The sequence below is a fragment of the Mycobacterium sp. IS-3022 genome (assembly GCF_001500065.1).
Lineage (GTDB): Bacteria > Actinomycetota > Actinomycetes > Mycobacteriales > Mycobacteriaceae > Mycobacterium.
This window is the reverse complement of the sequence record NZ_LQIN01000050.1, coordinates 41,327-57,581: the sequence shown is the minus strand read 5'-3', so window position 1 is coordinate 57,581 and position 16,255 is coordinate 41,327. Positions and strand designations below refer to the sequence as shown.

At 66.8% G+C, this 16,255-nt stretch carries 16 protein-coding genes; 5 read left to right on the top strand and 11 right to left on the bottom strand.

Going from position 1 to position 16,255, the window contains the following annotated elements:
* Positions 1–91 precede the first annotated feature (91 nt).
* Positions 92–1,330, top strand: coding sequence for a cytochrome P450 (locus tag AU188_RS22950; protein WP_059165783.1), 1,239 nt, complete (start codon positions 92–94; stop codon positions 1,328–1,330).
* A gap of 2 nt (positions 1,331–1,332) precedes the next feature.
* Here AU188_RS22950 and AU188_RS22945 read toward each other — a convergent pair whose 3' ends face one another.
* On the bottom strand, positions 1,333–3,633 hold the full coding sequence (locus AU188_RS22945; protein ID WP_059165782.1) for a CaiB/BaiF CoA-transferase family protein: 2,301 nt from the start codon (positions 3,631–3,633) through the stop codon (positions 1,333–1,335).
* A gap of 105 nt (positions 3,634–3,738) precedes the next feature.
* Between AU188_RS22945 and AU188_RS22940 the strand changes: the two genes are divergently transcribed.
* Together AU188_RS22940 and AU188_RS22935 are read left to right on the top strand one after the other, a co-directional pair.
* On the top strand, positions 3,739–4,548 hold the full coding sequence (locus tag AU188_RS22940; RefSeq protein WP_059165781.1) for a FadR/GntR family transcriptional regulator: 810 nt from the start codon (positions 3,739–3,741) through the stop codon (positions 4,546–4,548).
* Between the two features lie 10 nt (positions 4,549–4,558).
* A complete protein-coding gene (locus AU188_RS22935) occupies positions 4,559–5,272 on the top strand; it encodes an SDR family oxidoreductase (RefSeq protein ID WP_059165780.1) in 714 nt (237 codons plus the stop codon).
* Here the strand turns inward: AU188_RS22935 and AU188_RS22930 are convergent.
* The 3 genes from AU188_RS22930 to AU188_RS22920 are packed head-to-tail and all read right to left on the bottom strand — an operon-like array spanning position 5,265 to position 7,830.
* On the bottom strand, positions 5,265–6,404 hold the full coding sequence (locus AU188_RS22930; protein ID WP_059165779.1) for an amidohydrolase family protein: 1,140 nt from the start codon (positions 6,402–6,404) through the stop codon (positions 5,265–5,267). The genes AU188_RS22935 and AU188_RS22930 overlap by 8 nt on opposite strands.
* Positions 6,401–7,477, bottom strand: a complete 1,077-nt coding sequence (locus tag AU188_RS22925; RefSeq protein ID WP_059165778.1) for an amidohydrolase family protein — start codon at positions 7,475–7,477, stop codon at positions 6,401–6,403. The genes AU188_RS22930 and AU188_RS22925 overlap by 4 nt, the downstream gene beginning before the upstream one ends.
* Positions 7,474–7,830, bottom strand: a complete 357-nt coding sequence (locus AU188_RS22920; protein ID WP_059165777.1) for a Rieske (2Fe-2S) protein — start codon at positions 7,828–7,830, stop codon at positions 7,474–7,476. Before AU188_RS22920 ends, AU188_RS22925 begins: the two co-directional genes overlap by 4 nt.
* Before the next feature lie 86 nt (positions 7,831–7,916).
* On the opposite strand from AU188_RS22920, the gene AU188_RS22915 reads away from it, so the two are divergent.
* Both AU188_RS22915 and AU188_RS22910 read left to right on the top strand, forming a co-directional pair.
* Complete coding sequence (locus tag AU188_RS22915; protein WP_059165776.1) at positions 7,917–9,122, top strand: cytochrome P450; 1,206 nt, start codon at positions 7,917–7,919, stop codon at positions 9,120–9,122.
* The gene (locus AU188_RS22910) at positions 9,119–10,276 is read left to right on the top strand and encodes a Zn-dependent alcohol dehydrogenase (RefSeq protein WP_059165775.1); all 1,158 of its coding nucleotides are present in this window, start codon (positions 9,119–9,121) and stop codon (positions 10,274–10,276) included. The genes AU188_RS22915 and AU188_RS22910 overlap by 4 nt, the downstream gene beginning before the upstream one ends.
* 87 nt (positions 10,277–10,363) lie before the next feature.
* Here the strand turns inward: AU188_RS22910 and AU188_RS22905 are convergent, their stop codons facing one another.
* Genes AU188_RS22905 through AU188_RS22875 form a run of 7 tightly spaced genes read right to left on the bottom strand, consistent with a single transcriptional unit; the run spans position 10,364 to position 16,163 of the window.
* Entirely contained in the window at positions 10,364–11,872 is a 1,509-nt protein-coding gene (locus AU188_RS22905) for an acyl-CoA synthetase (protein ID WP_059165774.1), read from the bottom strand.
* Positions 11,873–12,736, bottom strand: coding sequence for an enoyl-CoA hydratase/isomerase family protein (locus AU188_RS22900; RefSeq protein WP_059165773.1), 864 nt, complete (start codon positions 12,734–12,736; stop codon positions 11,873–11,875).
* A gap of 13 nt (positions 12,737–12,749) precedes the next feature.
* Positions 12,750–12,986 (bottom strand): lipoyl domain-containing protein, encoded by a 237-nt coding sequence (locus tag AU188_RS22895; protein ID WP_059165926.1) that lies wholly within the window; start codon positions 12,984–12,986, stop codon positions 12,750–12,752.
* Positions 12,979–13,977: an alpha-ketoacid dehydrogenase subunit beta gene (locus AU188_RS22890; protein ID WP_059165925.1), complete on the bottom strand. Its 999-nt coding sequence runs from the start codon at positions 13,975–13,977 to the stop codon at positions 12,979–12,981. Before AU188_RS22890 ends, AU188_RS22895 begins: the two co-directional genes overlap by 8 nt.
* Before the next feature lie 11 nt (positions 13,978–13,988).
* Positions 13,989–14,969: a thiamine pyrophosphate-dependent dehydrogenase E1 component subunit alpha gene (locus AU188_RS22885; RefSeq protein ID WP_059165772.1), complete on the bottom strand. Its 981-nt coding sequence runs from the start codon at positions 14,967–14,969 to the stop codon at positions 13,989–13,991.
* Positions 14,966–15,292 (bottom strand): DUF4286 family protein, encoded by a 327-nt coding sequence (locus tag AU188_RS22880; RefSeq protein ID WP_286137640.1) that lies wholly within the window; start codon positions 15,290–15,292, stop codon positions 14,966–14,968. The genes AU188_RS22885 and AU188_RS22880 overlap by 4 nt, the downstream gene beginning before the upstream one ends.
* A gap of 7 nt (positions 15,293–15,299) precedes the next feature.
* The gene (locus AU188_RS22875; protein WP_059165771.1) at positions 15,300–16,163 is read right to left on the bottom strand and encodes a mycofactocin-coupled SDR family oxidoreductase; all 864 of its coding nucleotides are present in this window, start codon (positions 16,161–16,163) and stop codon (positions 15,300–15,302) included.
* Between the last annotated feature and the right edge of the window lie 92 nt (positions 16,164–16,255).

Below are 16,255 nucleotides of genomic sequence, written 5' to 3'. Positions count from 1 at the left end.
GCCCGTTGCCTATTTTTACTATTTTAGGCATTCTAGGTCAAGCAAGCCCGGCGACGATCGCACATGGGCAGAAGAGGAGCGCCGAGGACCCATGCCGATGACAGCTTCGGTCGATCTGTCGGATCCGACGTTGTGGCAGAACGGATTTCCCGACGACCTCTTCGCCGAGCTGCGCAGGGAGCGGCCCATCTTCCACCACGACCTCACCGACAGTGTGCTGGCGACGGTCAAGCGGGATTTCTGGGTGACGACCAAGCTGCGGCACGCGCAACGCATCCACCGCGACACCGATTCGTTCACCGCGACCGACGGGCCGCTCATTCAGGGCGTCGGCCCCGTCGGCTCGTTTCCGACGATCATCAACATGGATCCGCCGGAGCTGCTGAAGCGGCGGCGGGTGATGTCGCACGCCTTCACTCCCAAGGCCATCGGCAAGCTCGAGGACGGAATTCGCACGCGCGCGGCCGCATTGATCGACGACCTGCTGGCCGCCGGGGGCGGCGACTGGATCGGCGACGTCGCCGACGTCCTGCCGATGTCGGTGATCGGCGACATCATCGGCATCCCGGAGGGCGACCGCCCGGAGGTCTTCGACACCTTCGACCGGATCTTGACGGCCAATTCGCCCGGGTCGACGATGACCGAACCTGAGCAACTCGACCTGTTCGGCCGGATCTTCACCTATGCGCTCGAGCTGACCGCCGAAAAGCGACGCGACCCGGCCGACGACATCTGGAGCACGCTGGCGTCCGCCGATGTCACCGACGAGAACGGCGAGCAGCTGTCCATCCCCGCCAACGAACTGGAGATCTTCTTCTTCGTCATCGCGTTCGCCGGCAGCGACACGACGAAGAACGCGCTGGCGTACGGGTTGCGGGCGTTCGTCGACAATCCCGACCAGATACGCCGGTACCGGACCGACGAATCGGCGCGCCGGGCCGCGGTCGAAGAGGTGTTGCGGTGGGCGACACCGGTGGCGTTCTGGACCCGCACCACCACGGCCGAGGTGGAGATGGACGGTGTCACGATCCCCGCCGGCGAACGGGTGGTGTCGATGCTGAGATCGGCCAACCGCGACGAGGAGGTGTTCGACGATCCGTTCACCTTCGACATCGGCCGACCGGAGATCCCACACGTGGCGTTCGGCGGGGGCGGTCCCCACCACTGCCTGGGCGCGATGCTTGCCCGCGCCGAGATCCGCGCGGTGCTCGACGAGTTGTTGTGCCGCGCCGACGACATCGCTCTGGGCCCCGCCACGGTGACCTACCCGAACCTGACCAACAACATGACGATCTTCGACGCGATGCCGATCTCGCTGCGGGCGCGCTGACTCTAAAGCCCTTTCGGACGGGTGCCGATCACGCCCTGGGCGGAGAGCCGCTGCAGGTCCGCGTCGGTGAGCCCGCAGATCTCGGTCAGCACCTCGGTGTTGTGCTCGCCGAGCGTCGGCGGCGTGCGCACCAGCCAGCTGTCGGCGCCCGCGAACCGGGTGAACGGCGGACAGGGATAGAGATTCACGCCGGTGCTGCGATGCTCGAGCGATTCGAAGAATCCGCGGTGCCGCAGTTGGGGGTTCTCGGTCACCAGCGTCGGAGAGATCACCGTCGCCGCCGGGATGCCATGCGCGGCAAGCTGTTCGACGGCGCCGGGTGCGGCCTGGGTGGCCAGCCAGGCCTCGAGATCTGAACCCCCGGTGATCTCGGCGATCGCGGCGTGGTGCGCGTCGCTGCAGATGGCGACGGCGATCCACTGGTCTTCGCCCGCGCAGCGGTAGACGTCCTGCTGCGCCGAGCCGTGGCCCCGGTTGCCGCGGCGCTGCATCAGCCGCCCGTACACTTCGAATTCGATTGTCTGCGCGGCGGTTACGTTGAGCACCGTCTCGATCATCGGCACCTCGAGAAGCTGCCCGCGGCCCGTGCGGTCGGTGAACTCCAGTGCGGCTAGCAACGCGAACGCGGCATGCGCACCGGCCAGGGGATCACACGCACCGCGCGGTGCGACGGGCGGACCGTCGGGCAGTCCCGTCACCCACGCCAGCCCCGCGATCTGCTCCATCGTCGGGGCGAAGCCAACCCGGTCCCGCCACGGCCCGGTCAGCCCGAAGGCCGGCATCCGCAGCATCACCAGGCGGGGGTTGAGGTCGAGCAGCACCTGCGCGCCGAGGCCGAACTGCTCCATCACGCGCGGTGAGAAGTTCTCGACCACGGCGTCGGCGTCGCTGATCAGCTGCTTGACCAACTGCAGGCCCTCGCCGGACTGCAGATCGAGGGTGACGGACCGCTTGTTGGTGTTCATCGCGTGAAAGACCCACCCGTACTCCCACCAGTCGTCGACATCCTTGCGCATGCCACCCGAGTATCTGATCCCGTCGGGGCGCTGGATCGACTCGATCTTGATCACATCGGCGCCGAACGCGGCCAGCGCGTGCGTCGCCGCCGGTCCCGCCCAGAACGCGGTGAAGTCGATGATGCGCAGGCCACTGAGCGGCAGACCGACCGCATCCGATTCACCGTGATCCCGTGGCGCCCAGAAGGTGTCACCGTCTGCTTCGCCGATGCCCGGCGCCGGTCGAATCGGCGCCGCAGCTGCCTGCGACATCAACCAGGGTGGCCGCGGTTGGCGGAAGCCGGCCGGGTTGTCGATGTACACCCCGCGCTGCACGAAGTGGTCCATGTGCGGGATGGTCGCGCCGTCGCCGATCGGCGCGAGCGGGATCCGGAACAGCTGGCCGAGCTCGACGATCTCGTCCACGGTGCGCGCACGCAGCCAGGGGTCGATGCGCTCGCGGATCCAGTCCCGGTAGTCCCATCGGCCGATCTGGAACTGCAGCTGGTCGATCTCGGTGAGCTCGGGGCATTCCACCATCGCGGCGAAGTCCAGCCACTGCTGGCCGGTGACCATGCTGATCCCGACATAGCCGTCCTTGGCGGGTTCGATCGACGGCACCTCGACCGAGCGCCGGATCGGTGGGACACGCAACAGCGCGGAATGCAGCCACTCGCTGCTCTGCATCAGCGTCACCGCTTCGAGCATCGACATGTCGAGGTGGCCGCCGGCGCCGCCGCTGCGCACCCTTCGCGACAGTGCGAGCACGGCGAACGCCGCCCACGCTCCGCCCATGTACTCCCCCACGTCGCCACCGATCGAGATCGGCGGCCCTGCGGGATCTCCGCGGAACCCGGTGAGACCCGAGGCGGCCTGCAGCGTGAACTCCGTCGCAGGACGCGCAGACCACGGTCCGGTCCAGCCGAAATCGGAGATCGTGACGACGACGCAGCCCGGCGACGCCTGTAACAGCCTGCCCAGGTGAATACCTCGCCGGCTCGCTTCAGCGCGGTCCGCGGAGAGCACCAGCACGTCTGCACCCAACAGCAGGTCATCCGGAAGGCTTGTGACGCTGCGCTTTCCGGAGTTCAGATAGCTGAACAGCGGCGAATCGGCCCCGTCCGGATTCGCGCCCGTCACCGAGACGCGGCGCAGCGGATCGCCGTCGGCGGGTTCGACCTTGACGACCTCGGCGCCCGCGTCGATGAGGAGCTTGCCGCAGTACGCGCCGGCGATCCGGTCGCTGATCTCGACGACACGCAGACCGTCCAGCGGGGTGGGTGCTGCCTCGCCCACGCACTCCTCCATCCCACGACGGCTGTCCCGCGTTTCTTTGCCATCTTAGTAACTATTGGCAGTTAGTGATCGGTACACCCCAGGTGACGGGCTTGTCACTGTTAGCATTGCCCAGTCATGACAACACTTGGAATCGGTCCCGAGGCGCGGCGGCGGCTGGGATCGCGCAGAACCGCCGAGATCGTCGCCGACGAACTCCGCCGCCAGATCATCGAGGGCGAACTCGCCGACGGTGACCTGCTGCCGCGCCAGGAGATCCTCGTCGAGCAGTTCAATGTCAGCCTGGTGTCGCTGCGAGAAGCGTTGCGAATACTGGAGACCGAGGGGCTGGTCTCGGTCCGGCGAGGTAACCGCGGCGGTGCCGTCGTCCACGCTCCGGCCAAGGCCAGCGCGGCCTACATGCTGGGCCTGTTGTTGCAGAGCGACTACGTGCCGCTCGCCGACCTCGGCACGGCGCTTCAGGAACTCGACCCGATGTGCGCGGCGCTCGCGGCCCGCCATCCCGACCGGGGCAAGTCGTTGATTCCGAAACTCAAGGAACTCAACGACGCCATGGCCGAGCACATCGAGGACGGTGCACGGTTCACCGAGATCGGTGGGCAGTTCCACGACGAGATCGTGCGCGGCTGCGGCAATCACACGATGATCGCGGTGGTGGGCAGCCTCGAAACACTGTGGACCGGTCACCTGAACTGGTGGGCCGAGGAGACGGCCGCCAAGGGCGAGTACCCGTCGATGGGCAAGCGCCGCATTGCGTTGGCCGTGCACACCAAGATCACCGACGCCATCGAGTCGGGCGACGCGGAAAGGGCCCGCAAGCTGGCCGCACGGCACGTCGCCGACACTCAGACCTATCTGCTGGAGGGCGACCCCGAACAGCGGATCGTGGCACTGTCGCCGCAGGCGCTCGCGCAGCGCCAGCGCTGAAAGGTGCGGTGTGCGAACGGCACTCATCACCGGTGGTAGCGGCGGCATCGGCAAAGCCTGCGGGCGCGTCCTGGTCGAGCGCGGCTATGACGTCGTCCTGACGGCCAGACGGGAGGGACCGTTGCGGGCGGCCGCCGAGGAGATGGGCGCGCGATACGTCGTCGCCGATGCCAGCCGGCCGGCGACGTTCGAGCCCGCCGTCGAGGCGGCCGGCGACATCGACTTGGTGGTGCACGCATCGGGCATCCTGGGCGGCACCTACGCCCGCAAGCAGACTTTCGACCAGTGGCGGGCAACGATTTCGGCCAACCTCGACTCGTGTTTCGTGGTGAGCTCCGCTGCCCTGCCCCGGATGAGGGCCGGCTCCCGGTTCGTGTTCGTCTCGTCGTCGGCCGCGCACGAGCCGATGCGTGCCCGCACCGCCTACTCGGCGGCGAAGGCAGGAATGAATGCGTTCGCGGGTGCCCTCGCGCAAGAGGTCGACCGCGACGGCATCAACGTGCACATCGTCACGCCCGGCCCGGTCGAGACCGAGATGCTGCAGGACGTGCCGTTCGAGATGTATGCGATCCGGGCCGCGGACGTGGCGAACGCGGTCGCCTGGCTCGACACGCTCGACCCGTCCGTCGACGTGCCCGAGATCCGTCTGAACGCCATCACACGCGGGCCGTCGGCGCGACCTCCGGTGGTGCCCTTGGAGGTACAGCGCCGCGCGGTCAAATGATTTCGCCGGGCAGCGCCTTGACTGTCGACGGCAGGCCGTAGAGCGCGGTCGCATTGCCGCGCATGATCCGCTCACGCTGGTCGGCGGGGAACCTCTTGATCGCCCAGTGCGGTGAGTCGTAACTCCAGTGCGGGTAGTCGGTCGAGAACATCAGGTTGTCACCGAGATCCATCATCTCCAGGTACTCGCGGTAGACCTTGGGGTTGACCTCCTCGAGCGGTTGCGTGGTGAACCGGACGTGCTCGCGGACATACTCCGACGGCCTGCGTTTGACATGTGGCAGGTCGGCCTTGCGCTGCTGCCAGATCCGGTCCATCCGCCACATCACCGGTAGCGCCCAGGTGAATCCGCCTTCGACGAACACCACCCGCAGGTCCGGATGCCGGTCGAACGCGCCGTCGAAGACCAGGCTCATCAGATGCGATACGTACAGCAGCGGCCACGACGCGAAGAAGTCGTGCCAGTGCGCCGGGTTTCCCACTGGATAGATCGGGATCAGTTCGAACGGTGTCTGCCCCATCAGATGGGTGGCGACCGGTAGTCCATGGCGCGTGGCTGCCTCGTACAGCGGATCGAAATGCTCGGCGCCGAAGGGGATTCCGCGGGACTGCGGGGTGATCAGTACCTCGGCCATGTACGGATGACCCGCCCATCGCTCGATCTCCCGGGCCGCGGCGTGCGGATCCTGCGTGGTGACGCTGATGGCCCCCCGCCACCTCCCGTGCCAGTTGTTGTCCGACAGCCACACATCGGCCAGCCAATCGTTGTGTGCGGCCTTGAGCACGTGCTCGGCCTGCGGCAGCTGCGCATCGCACATCGGTTCCAGCACAGCGATGCTCACCCCGGCGTCGACCAACAACTGCTGGGCGGCGAAATCGGGATCGCTGCCGGCGACACCGCCGCCGGGCGGGTTCGCATCCACACGCAACGACATCGTCTTGTACGAGTCGGGTGTGTCGTAGAAGTGGGCAAGCGGCGAGACGGCATTTCCCGTCGGCCACAACCTGTTCCGCCACTGCGGTGGCGCATAGGTCTTCAGCACGTCGGCGGAGACCGGAAGCGGATGCACATCGGTGTCGACGATGCTCACGGCGGTGTCCTGGGTGACGGGTGGTCGCTCGATCGTCGTCATTGCAGGCTTCCCTCCACCTGGGGCTCGAGCGCATACAGGTCACTCGCGTTGCGCCACAGCACTTTCTCGCGCTGCCGCTCGTTGAGGCCGGCCACCGCCTCGTTCGGCCGGACCGCCGACCAGTGCGGGTAGCTCGACCCGTACATCAGCAGGTCCGCCTTGTCGGTGAAGTCCAGCCAGCGCTCGGCGTGCCCCGCGTCGGTGGGCCCGTCGAACGCCGACGAGCAGAATCGCACGTGCCCTGGCAGGTACTCGCTGGGATAGCGGTCCACCCACGGCGTCTGGTCGCGCATCGACATCCAGAACGTGTCGAGGCGCCACATCAACGGGGTGAGGACGTCGTATCCGCCGTCGGTGAACACGAACCTCAGCGCGGGGTGGCGACCGAACATCCCCTCGACGATCAGCGTCGCGAGGTGGACGAAGAAGTTCAGCGGCATGAACGCCGCATATCCCGGATAGGTGTGGGTGTGGCCGGCGAACGTCGGCGCGTGGTCGACGCCGTTGCCGCCGTTGATGTGCACCGCCACCGGCAGGCCGTGCGCGGCCGCGGCCTCCCAGATCGGCTCGAACATCGGCTTGCCGTACGGTTCGCGCGACTGCAGCGGGACACCGACCTGGACCATCTTCGGATGCTCGGCCAGCCGTTCGATCTCGGTTACGGCGCCCTTGACGTCCTCGGGGTTGACGCGGATGGTGCCCCGGAACCGCCCTATGGTGTCGGGTTCGAGCCAGCGGTCGAGCAGCCAGTCGTTGACCGCCGCGCAGATGCGGCTGCCCAGCAGATAGTCGGCGATGTTGCCGCGGGTCAGCGGGTTCAAGATGGCGACGTCGACGCCGCCCTCGTCGAACAGGTGCCGAGAGACGGTCTCGGGATCGGAGCCCGGATATCCGTTGCCGTACAGGTCTGTTCGATAGTCTCCGCCGGGAGCTTGGTACCACTGCTGCTCGACGTCGGGGATGGCCCGCAACTTGTGCGGAGCCGCCAGGTACTGGCGGATCTCGGCGTTGTACCGGAAATGCGGCTGTACCGAAATGTCGACAACGGGAGTGTCGATGACCGGAGTGCTCATGCGGTGAGATACACCTGCCCGTCGTCCACGTCGACCTGATACGTGCGGACCCGCTTGGTGGGATCGGCGACGTTGACGCCGGTGGTGATGTCGAACTCCCACTGATGCCAGGGGCAGCGGGCGATCCGCCCCTCGCGGACATGCCGGATGCCGTCGGGCATCTCCGGCGCGTATTCGGTGGTACCGCTGACGTATCCCTCACACAGCGGGGCGCCCTCGTGCGAGCAGTAGTTCGCAATCGCATACAGCGAACCGCCGATGTTGTAGACGCCCACGCCGAACTGGCCCGCCGGCACCAACTTCATGCTTCCGGGCGGCAGGTCCTCGATCGCACACACCGCGTGGCGCCGCATCACATCCCCTCGGTCTCCTTGACCTAGAATACCTAAAATAGTAAAGATAGCCGAAGAGAGCCGCTACCTGCTGCCTGGGAGGCACGGTGACGATCAGCACCGATTCGAACGACCAGCTCGCCCCCGACGTGGCCATCGACCCCTACGGGTTCTTCGAATACATGCGCAACACGGCGCCGGTGTGGCGCGGAACGCTCATGGAGAGCGATTTGATGCCGCCGGAACTCAAGGTCTCCGAGAACTGGGTGTTGTTCGACTTCGAGAGCGTCTTCACAGCTTTCCGCGAGGACACCGTGTTCGCCTCCGAGATGTACAACAACACGATCGGGCTGGTCTTCGGGCCGACGATCCTCGGCATGCACGGCAAACAGCATCACGATCACCGCAGCCTGGTGTCGAAGGCCTTCCGGCAGAGCGCGCTCGCGCAATGGGAACCCGAAGTGATCGATCCGATCTGCGATCAGCTGGTCGACGAGTTCGCCGACGACGGCGAGGCCGACCTGATCAAGGCGGTGACGTTCGAGTTTCCCACCCGCGTCACGGCCGCCCTGCTCGGGCTGCCGCAGGACGATCTGGACATGTTCCGCCGCCTCTCGCTGGACTTGATCTCGATCACCGAGGACATCGAGGCCGGCCTGAACGCCTCGGTCGAACTGGGCACCTACTTCCAGGAACAGGTCGACCAGCGCCGCCGCAAAATGACCGACGACGTGATCGGTGACCTCGTCGGCGCGGAGATCGACGGTGAGAAGCTCACCGACGAGGCGATCATCTCCTTCCTTCGGCTGCTGTTGCCCGCCGGATTGGAGACCACCTATCGCTCGTCGAGCAACCTGCTGGCGCTACTGCTCACCCACCCCGATCAACTCGAGGCGCTCCAGCGGAATCGGGATCTGATCCCGGCGGCCATCGAGGAGGGCATCAGGTACGAGACGCCGCTTGTGCTGGTGGCACGCAACACCACTCGCGACGTGGAGATGCACGGCATGACCATCCCCGAGGGCGCGCAGGTCAACCTGTGCATGGGCTCGGCGAACCGCGACGCGAAGCGATGGGACAACCCGGATGTGTTCGACATCCACCGACCCCGCCGCGCGCACATTTCGTTCGCCGGTGGCATCCACAGTTGCCTGGGCATGCACCTGGCGCGGGTGGAAACCCGTGCGATGCTCAACAGCATCTTCGACCGCGTGACCGACCTTGCGCTGCTCGAGGACGAGGACACGAAGATCACCGGCATGCCGTTCCGCTCCCCCAAGCATCTGCCGGTGACATTCCGCCGAGCCTCATGAGAAGTCGCGCGGCGATCCTGCACGACATGGGCCAGCAGTGGTCCGTCGAGGACTTCGAACTCGACCCGCCGAAGGCCGGCGAGGTGCTCGTGGAGATGGCCGCCGCAGGGCTGTGTCATTCGGATGAGCACATTCGCAACGGCGACCTGTCGGCGTCCAACGAAGTCATGACAGCCTACGGCCTGCCGTCGATGTTCCCGATGATCGGCGGACACGAGGGCGCCGGCGTCATCGTCGAAACCGGTGAGGAAGTCAGCGGATTCGCGCCGGGCGACCATGTCGTGACGTCCTTTGTTGCGGTGTGCGGCCGCTGCCGGTGGTGCAACTCCGGCATGGAGTACATCTGCGACATGGGTGCACAGGTGATGGTTCCCGGTATGCCGACCGACGGCACCTTCCGCCATCACACCGCCGACGGCCGCCAACTCGGGCACCTGTCGAAGGTCGGCGCCTTCTCGAAACACACCGTGGTGTCGACGGATTCGATCGTCAAGATCCCCACGCAGCTGCCGTTGTTGCCGATGGCGTTGCTGTCCTGTGGGATTCCGACCGGATACGGCTCGGCCGAGAACCGCGCCAACGTGCGGACCGGCGATACCGTCGTGGTCATCGGGGTCGGGGGTATCGGAACCGGCGCGATCCAGGGCGCTCGGCTCAACGGCGCCGCCCAGATCATCGCCGTGGACCCGGTCGAGTTCAAGCAGAAGTCTGCGCTGAGATTCGGTGCGACACACAGTGCGGCCTCGACTGAAGAGGCCGCCGACCTGCTCAGTGAACTGACAAGCGGAGTCATGGCCGACAGCGTCATCGTCTCGCCCTCACTGATCACCAAACACGATGTGCAAGCCGCGCTCAGCTTGACGCGCAAGGGTGGCACCTGCGTGTTGACGGGAATGACCAGGCAGACCACCGGCTCCATCGCGATCAACTTGCAGGAGTTCATCCTCTGGAACAAGAACCTCGTCGGCACGGTGTTCGGGTCATGCAACCCGAGGGTCGACATACCCAGGTTTGCGCGGCTCTACGAGGCCGGTCTCTTGCAGCTCGACGAGATGATCACCCGCCGCTACCGGCTCGACGACATCAACGACGGCTACCGCGACCAGCACAACGGCGAGATCATCCGCGGCGTCATCGATTTCAGCCTGGGCTGAGACGGGGCCGAGATTCGCCGAGACCGACGAAATGGCGGGTTCGACGCACACTTTTCAACCAGAACATCGGTTTCGGCGGGGAGGTGATCAGACGATGCGCGACGTTCGGCCCTGCCAGTAGCGGTCGCGGATCCGCCGCTTGTAGAGCTTGCCGTTCGGGTCGCGTGGCAGCGCAGCATCGAAATCGACTGTGCGCGGGCATTTGTAGCCGGCGAGGCGAGCGCGACAGTAGTCGATGAGCTCTTCGGCGAGCCGCGGTCCCGGCGGCACACCCTCCCGCGGTTGCACGACCGCCTTGACCTCCTCGCCGAACTCGTCGTTGGGTACGCCGAAGACCGCCGCGTCGACCAGTTTGGGATGCATGACCAGAAGGTTCTCCACCTCCTGCGGGTAGATGTTCACCCCGCCGGAGACGATCATGAACGTCGACCGGTCGGTGAGGTAGAGGTAGCCGTCCTCATCGAGATACCCCATGTCGCCCAGTGACCGCCACCCCTGCGCATTGGCCACCGAAGCGGTCTTCTCCGGGTCCTTGAAGTACTCGAATTCCGGTCCGCCCTCGAAGAACAACTCGCCCGCCTGTCCGGTGGGCAGTTCGTCGCCGTCCTCGCCGACGACGTGCACGGGGGTGTACGGCCGGCCGACCGAACCGGGATGCGCCAGCCACTCCTGCGGCCCGATCGTCGATCCGGCGAAACCCTCGGTGCCGCCGTAGTACTCGTGGACGATCGGGCCGAACCAGTCCAAGATGCGGTGCTTGACATCCACGGGACACGGTGCGGCGGCGTGGATCACGCACTGCAGGCTCGAGACGTCGTAGGACGCCCGCACCTCATCCGGCAACTTCAACATGCGGATGAACATGGTCGGCACGAACTGGGCGTGGGTGACGCGGTGGGTTTCGATCAATCGAAGCACCGCCTCGGCATCGAACCTTCGCATCAGCACGGTCGCCGCTCCGACGCGCTGCACCGCCATCGTGTAGTTCACTCCCGCCGCGTGATACAGCGGGGCCGGTGACAGGTACACGCTGTCGGGCGTCATCGCGTACCGCCGCCGCAAGGCGTTCTCGAGAACCTTCTGCCCCCATGACCCATCGCCGTCCGTCGGCAGCGGCCGCCGCACCGCTTTGGGCCGGCCCGTCGTCCCCGACGAGTACAACATCTCCGACCCGTCGCACCGCGGTGGTGGCGCTCCCGCCGCTGCGAGCGCGTCCTCGTACCTACGCCAGCCGTCGATGTCGCCGCCGACGCAGATGCGGAGGTCGACGTCGCCTATCGGCTCGCCCAATCCAGCGAGCGAGGCGTCGACGAACACCGCCTTGGCCTCGGAGTCCCCGACGACATAAGCCACCTCGTCCGCGGTGAAATGCGTGTTGACCGCCGAGTAGTACAGTCCCGAAAGTTGGCAACCCCAAGTGATCTCGAGGAACTCGGGGCGGTTCGGCAGCACCAGCGCGACACCGTCACCGCGACGCAGTCCCGCGTCGTACAGCACCGCGGCCACCCGCCGAGCGCGCTCGGACAGCTCACCGTAGGTGACGATGCCGCCGTCGGCCACGATCAGCGCCGGCGCCGCCGGATCGGAGGTCCGCACCTACGAGGCGGCACCGTCGGTCGATGCGGCGGCCTGGCGCTGCGCCATCTCCGACGGCAGAATCTTGTCCCGGAACACGGTCTGGATCAGCTCCTGGACGTCCTTGCTGATCGAGGCGAGCGCGACGAGGTCATTCGAGCTCTGCCAGTGCACCCGCATGCCCATCAGCTCCCAGGCGCGTTTGAGGTTGGCCTTCGTCGCCAGCAGCGTGGTCATCGGTGCGCGTGCGATGTGCCGGGCGATCGCCTCCACCCGGTCGTCGAGGTCTTCGCGCTTGACCACCTCGTTGACCAGGCCGATCTCCAACGCCTTCTTCGCGTCGATCACCTCGGCCAGATACAGGTAGTACGCGGCCCGGCGCCAGTTCATGAAAACCCATGGCTCGATGGAACATTCGCCCGACGGCATCCCGAACCCCTGCAGCGGCGGGTAGGAGAAGTAGGCGTCCTCGGAGGCGATCACGATGTCGGTGGTCAGCCCCATGTGCGTACCGCCGCCCACGCAGTAGCCGTGCACCTGCGCGATCGTCGGCTTGGAGAACTCCCAGAGGTTCAGCGTCGGCTTGACGAACAGGTCCGACTGCGGTTTCCACGGGTGGCCCATCTTCATGGCGCCCTCGACGAACGCCGGATAGTCGACGGCGTTGTTGCCGATGGCGTGCCCGGAGCAGAAGCCCTTGCCGTTGGCCTTGAGCACCAGCACCTTGATGTCGTAGTCGCGGTCCGCGTCGAGCAGCGCCGCGTCCACCTCCTCGGCAAGCTTCTGATCCTGCGCGTTGGCCTTCTCCGGCCAGTTGAGGATGATGCGCGCGACCGGACCGTCCTTCTGGTAGATGATCCGCTCGCGAGTCTCGTTCAACTCCACTGGTTCTCCTTCGTTATGAGGTGATCACGCCGATCTGGGCGCCGATGTCGTAGGTCGTGCCGATCTCGCCGGTCCAGTGCACCGTGCCCGAAGCGCCCGCCTCGATCTCCTGTTCCACCTTCTCGGTGGCGATCGTGTAGATCGGGGTGCCCTCGTCGACGTGTTGGCCGGAGTCGACGAGGAATTCGGTGAGCTCTGCCTCCGATACGGCCACCGACACGCGCGGGATGCGAATGAGGAAGTCAGGCACGCACATCCGCCCCCTCGAACGTGCGCTGCGCGGCGGCGACGATCCGCGGCGCTGTCGGATAGATCTGCGCCTCGAGTCCCGGTGCCGCCGGTGTCGGCACGAACCGGGCCGCGACGCGTTCTATGGGCGCGACGAGTTCGGCGAAGCATTCGGCCTGCAGGATGGCGACGATTTCGGCGCCCGGTCCCGCGAACTGCACCGCGTCGTGGATCACCACCGCACGCCGGGTGCGCCGCACCGAGTCGACGATCGTGTCGACGTCGAGCGGGACGAGCGTGCGCAGATCGACGACCTCGGCGCTGACGCCCCGCTCGTCCAACGCCGCTGCGGCCGCGAGCGCCTCGTGCACGCTGCGCCCGTAGCTGATCAGCGTGGCATCCGAACCGGCCCTCTTGATGTCGGCGACCCCCAGCGGGATCCTGAAGCCGGGATCTGTTGGCACCAGGCCTTTCTGGGCCTGCAGCCGGATCGTCTCGACGAACAGGCAGGGATCGTCGTCGAAGATCGCCGACGTCAGCAACCCCTTGCCGTCGCGCGGGGTGGACGGCACGATCACCTTCATCCCGGGGATGTGCATGAACCATGCTTCCAGGCTCTGAGAATGCGTGGCGCCGGTGGCGAGGCCGCCGTACACCTGGGTGCGCACGGTGATCGGGGCGCTGGTCCGGCCCGCCGTCATGAACCGCAGCTTGGCCGCGTTGTTGATCAGCTGGTCGGCGGCGATGCCGATGAAGTCCATGATCATGATCTCGGCGACGGGCAGCAGACCGTCGATCGCCGCCCCGATCGCGGCGCCCAGGATCGCGGCTTCGGAGATCGGGGTGTCGAGCACCCGCTGGTGGCCGTACTTCGTCGAAAGCCCGGCGGTCGGGCCGGACGCGCCCGGGTCGGCGATGTCCTCGCCCAGCAGGAACACCCGCTCGTCGGCGGCCATCGCCTGATCCAGCGCGAGGTGCAACGCCTCGCGCATCGACATCTCTTTCTCGTCCATCGGCGTCATCCTCAGACCGGGTACCGGATCGCGGTGGCGTAGACGTCGCGGTCGAGTTCGTCCGCGGACGGCGCGTCGGCCGCCAGCACCACCGCGAGCGCGCGCTCGACCTCCGCCAGCGCGTCCTGCTCGACGCGGTCGAGCTCCTCGGCGGTGCACACGCCCGTCTCGACCAACCGGGCCCTGAAGCGTGGCACCGGATCGGCGGCCATCGCTGCCTCGAGTTGCTCGTCGGGAATGTAGGGCATCCGGTCGCCGAAGTAGTGGCCGCGGAACCGGAACGTCACGCACTCGAGCAGCGTGGGACCATCACCGCCCCTGGCCTTTTCGAGCGCGGTCTGCAGCGCAGAGGTGACCGCGAGCGGGTCGTTGCCGTCGACGCGGATCCCCGGCATGCCGTAACCGGCCGCCCGGTCGGCCACCCGGGTGAGCGCCATGGTGTCGACGGTCGGTGTCATCTCCGCGTACTGGTTGTTCTGGCAGACGAACACCGTCGGAAGGTTCCACAGCGCCGCCATGTTGGCGGCTTCGTGGAAGGACCCCGTGTTGGTGGCGCCGTCGCCGAAGCTGACCACGGTCACCCGGTCGAGGCCCCTGCGCTGAGCGGCCATCGCCAAGCCGACCGCGACCGGCGGTCCCGCGCCGACGATCCCCGTGCACAGCATCACGCCGCGCTCGGGCTTGGCGATGTGCATGGTCCCGCCTTTGCCGCGGGCTGCGCCGACGGTGCGGCCCATCATCTCGCCGTAAATCTCCTCGAGGGGAACGCCTTTGCCGATGAGGTCGTGCAGCCCGCGGTAGGTCGTCACCAGCTGGTCGTCGTCGCGCAGTGCGACACCCATGGCGGCCGCGATCGCCTCCTGGCCGCGAGACGGCCAGTACACGCACATGAACTCGCCGGTGCCGATGCCCTTGCTCAGCCGGTCGTCGGCGGCCTTCATCAACGTCATCAGCGCATAGAGCCGCCGCTGAACATCGTCGAGTTGAGTCATGTTCTGAGGGAACCGATCTCGCGGTACACCCGCGGCACCGGCGGTGGGTCCATGCTGAGGTTCTCCATGCCGGTCAGGCCGCCGCGGGCGCCGAGTTCACCCAGTCGCACGACCGCCGCGTCGAGGTCTTCGCAGTCGAGTTCGTAGATCGCCAGGAACGGACCCTTACCGTCCGTCGGCGCGAACCGCCGCGCCGACACCACACCCTCGACCGAGAGGATCTGCGCGAGATGCGTGTCGTTGTACCAGGCGTGGTACTCGGCTTCGCGGTCCGGCGATGCCGGCATGGTCTCGACGTACATGATCCCTCGCGGCACGGTCATCGCCTCCCTACGCGCCCGACCAGGGCTTGACCTTGAGGAACCCGCCTGCGTCCACACGCAACTGCTGACCCGTGATGTAGCGCGCCGCGTCCGAGGCGAGAAACAGCACCGCCTCGCTGATGTCCTCGGGCTCGACATACGGGATGGGCATGCCCTGGATCACCGGGAAGACGACCTCGGCGTCCTCACGGGTGGGCTCGGCCAGGTCCGGCCGGAACGCCCGGTACATCGGCGGGCTGTGCAGCATGTCGGTGTTGCAGTTGGTCGGGTGGACTGCGTTGACACGAATCGTGTTCGGCGCCAGCGCGAGTGCGAGATCGTTGACGTAGTGCGCGACGACCTGCTTGGCGAACGCGTAACCGGCACCGCCGGGGCCGCCGTCGATGCCGCTGGTGTTCATCGACGCCATGAACGCGGCCACCGAACCGGTCGCGATGATCGAGGCACCCTCGTGCAGGTGCTTCATGCTGGCGTGCACCAGGTTGAGGACTCCGACCAGGTCGACGTCGACCGCGTCGACGAACGCCTGCGGGGGCAGGCCCGCGGTCAGCGGACAGATGCCGGCGTTGGCGACCACGACGTCGAGGTGTCCGAACTCCGCCACCCCGCGGTCGATGGCGGCTGACAGCGCCGGCCGGTCGCGGACGTCGGCGATCTCGGTGTAGGCGCGCTGTCCCTCCTTCTCGACGAGGCGCGCGGTCTCATCGAGATCCTCGGGCCGCGCCAGTGGATACTCGTTGGTCGCGATGTCGGCGCAGATGTCGACGGCGATGATGTCGGCGCCTTCCGCGGCCAGCGTTCTGGCGTGCGACCGGCCCTGCCCGCGTGCGGCGCCGCTGACCAGCGCGACCTTGCCCGCGACCCTGCCCACTGTGGCCTCCCTCGGTTCACGCCAACTGTAAGCCCTTGACTAGCTATACTCATAAAAATAGATAAAACAGCTGTCTGACGCGACAGGACGCC

Excerpts from the sequence above, each read along its gene's own strand:
- AU188_RS22950 (WP_059165783.1), top strand. The coding sequence starts at position 92 with ATGCCGATGACAGCTTCGGTCGATCTGTCGGATCCGACGTTGTGGCAG.
- AU188_RS22945 (WP_059165782.1), bottom strand. The coding sequence starts at position 3,633 with ATGGAGGAGTGCGTGGGCGAGGCAGCACCCACCCCGCTGGACGGTCTG.
- AU188_RS22940 (WP_059165781.1), top strand. The coding sequence starts at position 3,739 with ATGACAACACTTGGAATCGGTCCCGAGGCGCGGCGGCGGCTGGGATCG.
- AU188_RS22930 (WP_059165779.1), bottom strand. The coding sequence starts at position 6,404 with ATGACGACGATCGAGCGACCACCCGTCACCCAGGACACCGCCGTGAGC.
- AU188_RS22925 (WP_059165778.1), bottom strand. The coding sequence starts at position 7,477 with ATGAGCACTCCGGTCATCGACACTCCCGTTGTCGACATTTCGGTACAG.
- AU188_RS22920 (WP_059165777.1), bottom strand. The coding sequence starts at position 7,830 with ATGCGGCGCCACGCGGTGTGTGCGATCGAGGACCTGCCGCCCGGAAGC.
- AU188_RS22910 (WP_059165775.1), top strand. The coding sequence starts at position 9,119 with ATGAGAAGTCGCGCGGCGATCCTGCACGACATGGGCCAGCAGTGGTCC.
- AU188_RS22890 (WP_059165925.1), bottom strand. The coding sequence starts at position 13,977 with ATGGACGAGAAAGAGATGTCGATGCGCGAGGCGTTGCACCTCGCGCTG.
- AU188_RS22885 (WP_059165772.1), bottom strand. The coding sequence starts at position 14,969 with ATGACTCAACTCGACGATGTTCAGCGGCGGCTCTATGCGCTGATGACG.
- AU188_RS22880 (WP_286137640.1), bottom strand. The coding sequence starts at position 15,292 with ATGACCGTGCCGCGAGGGATCATGTACGTCGAGACCATGCCGGCATCG.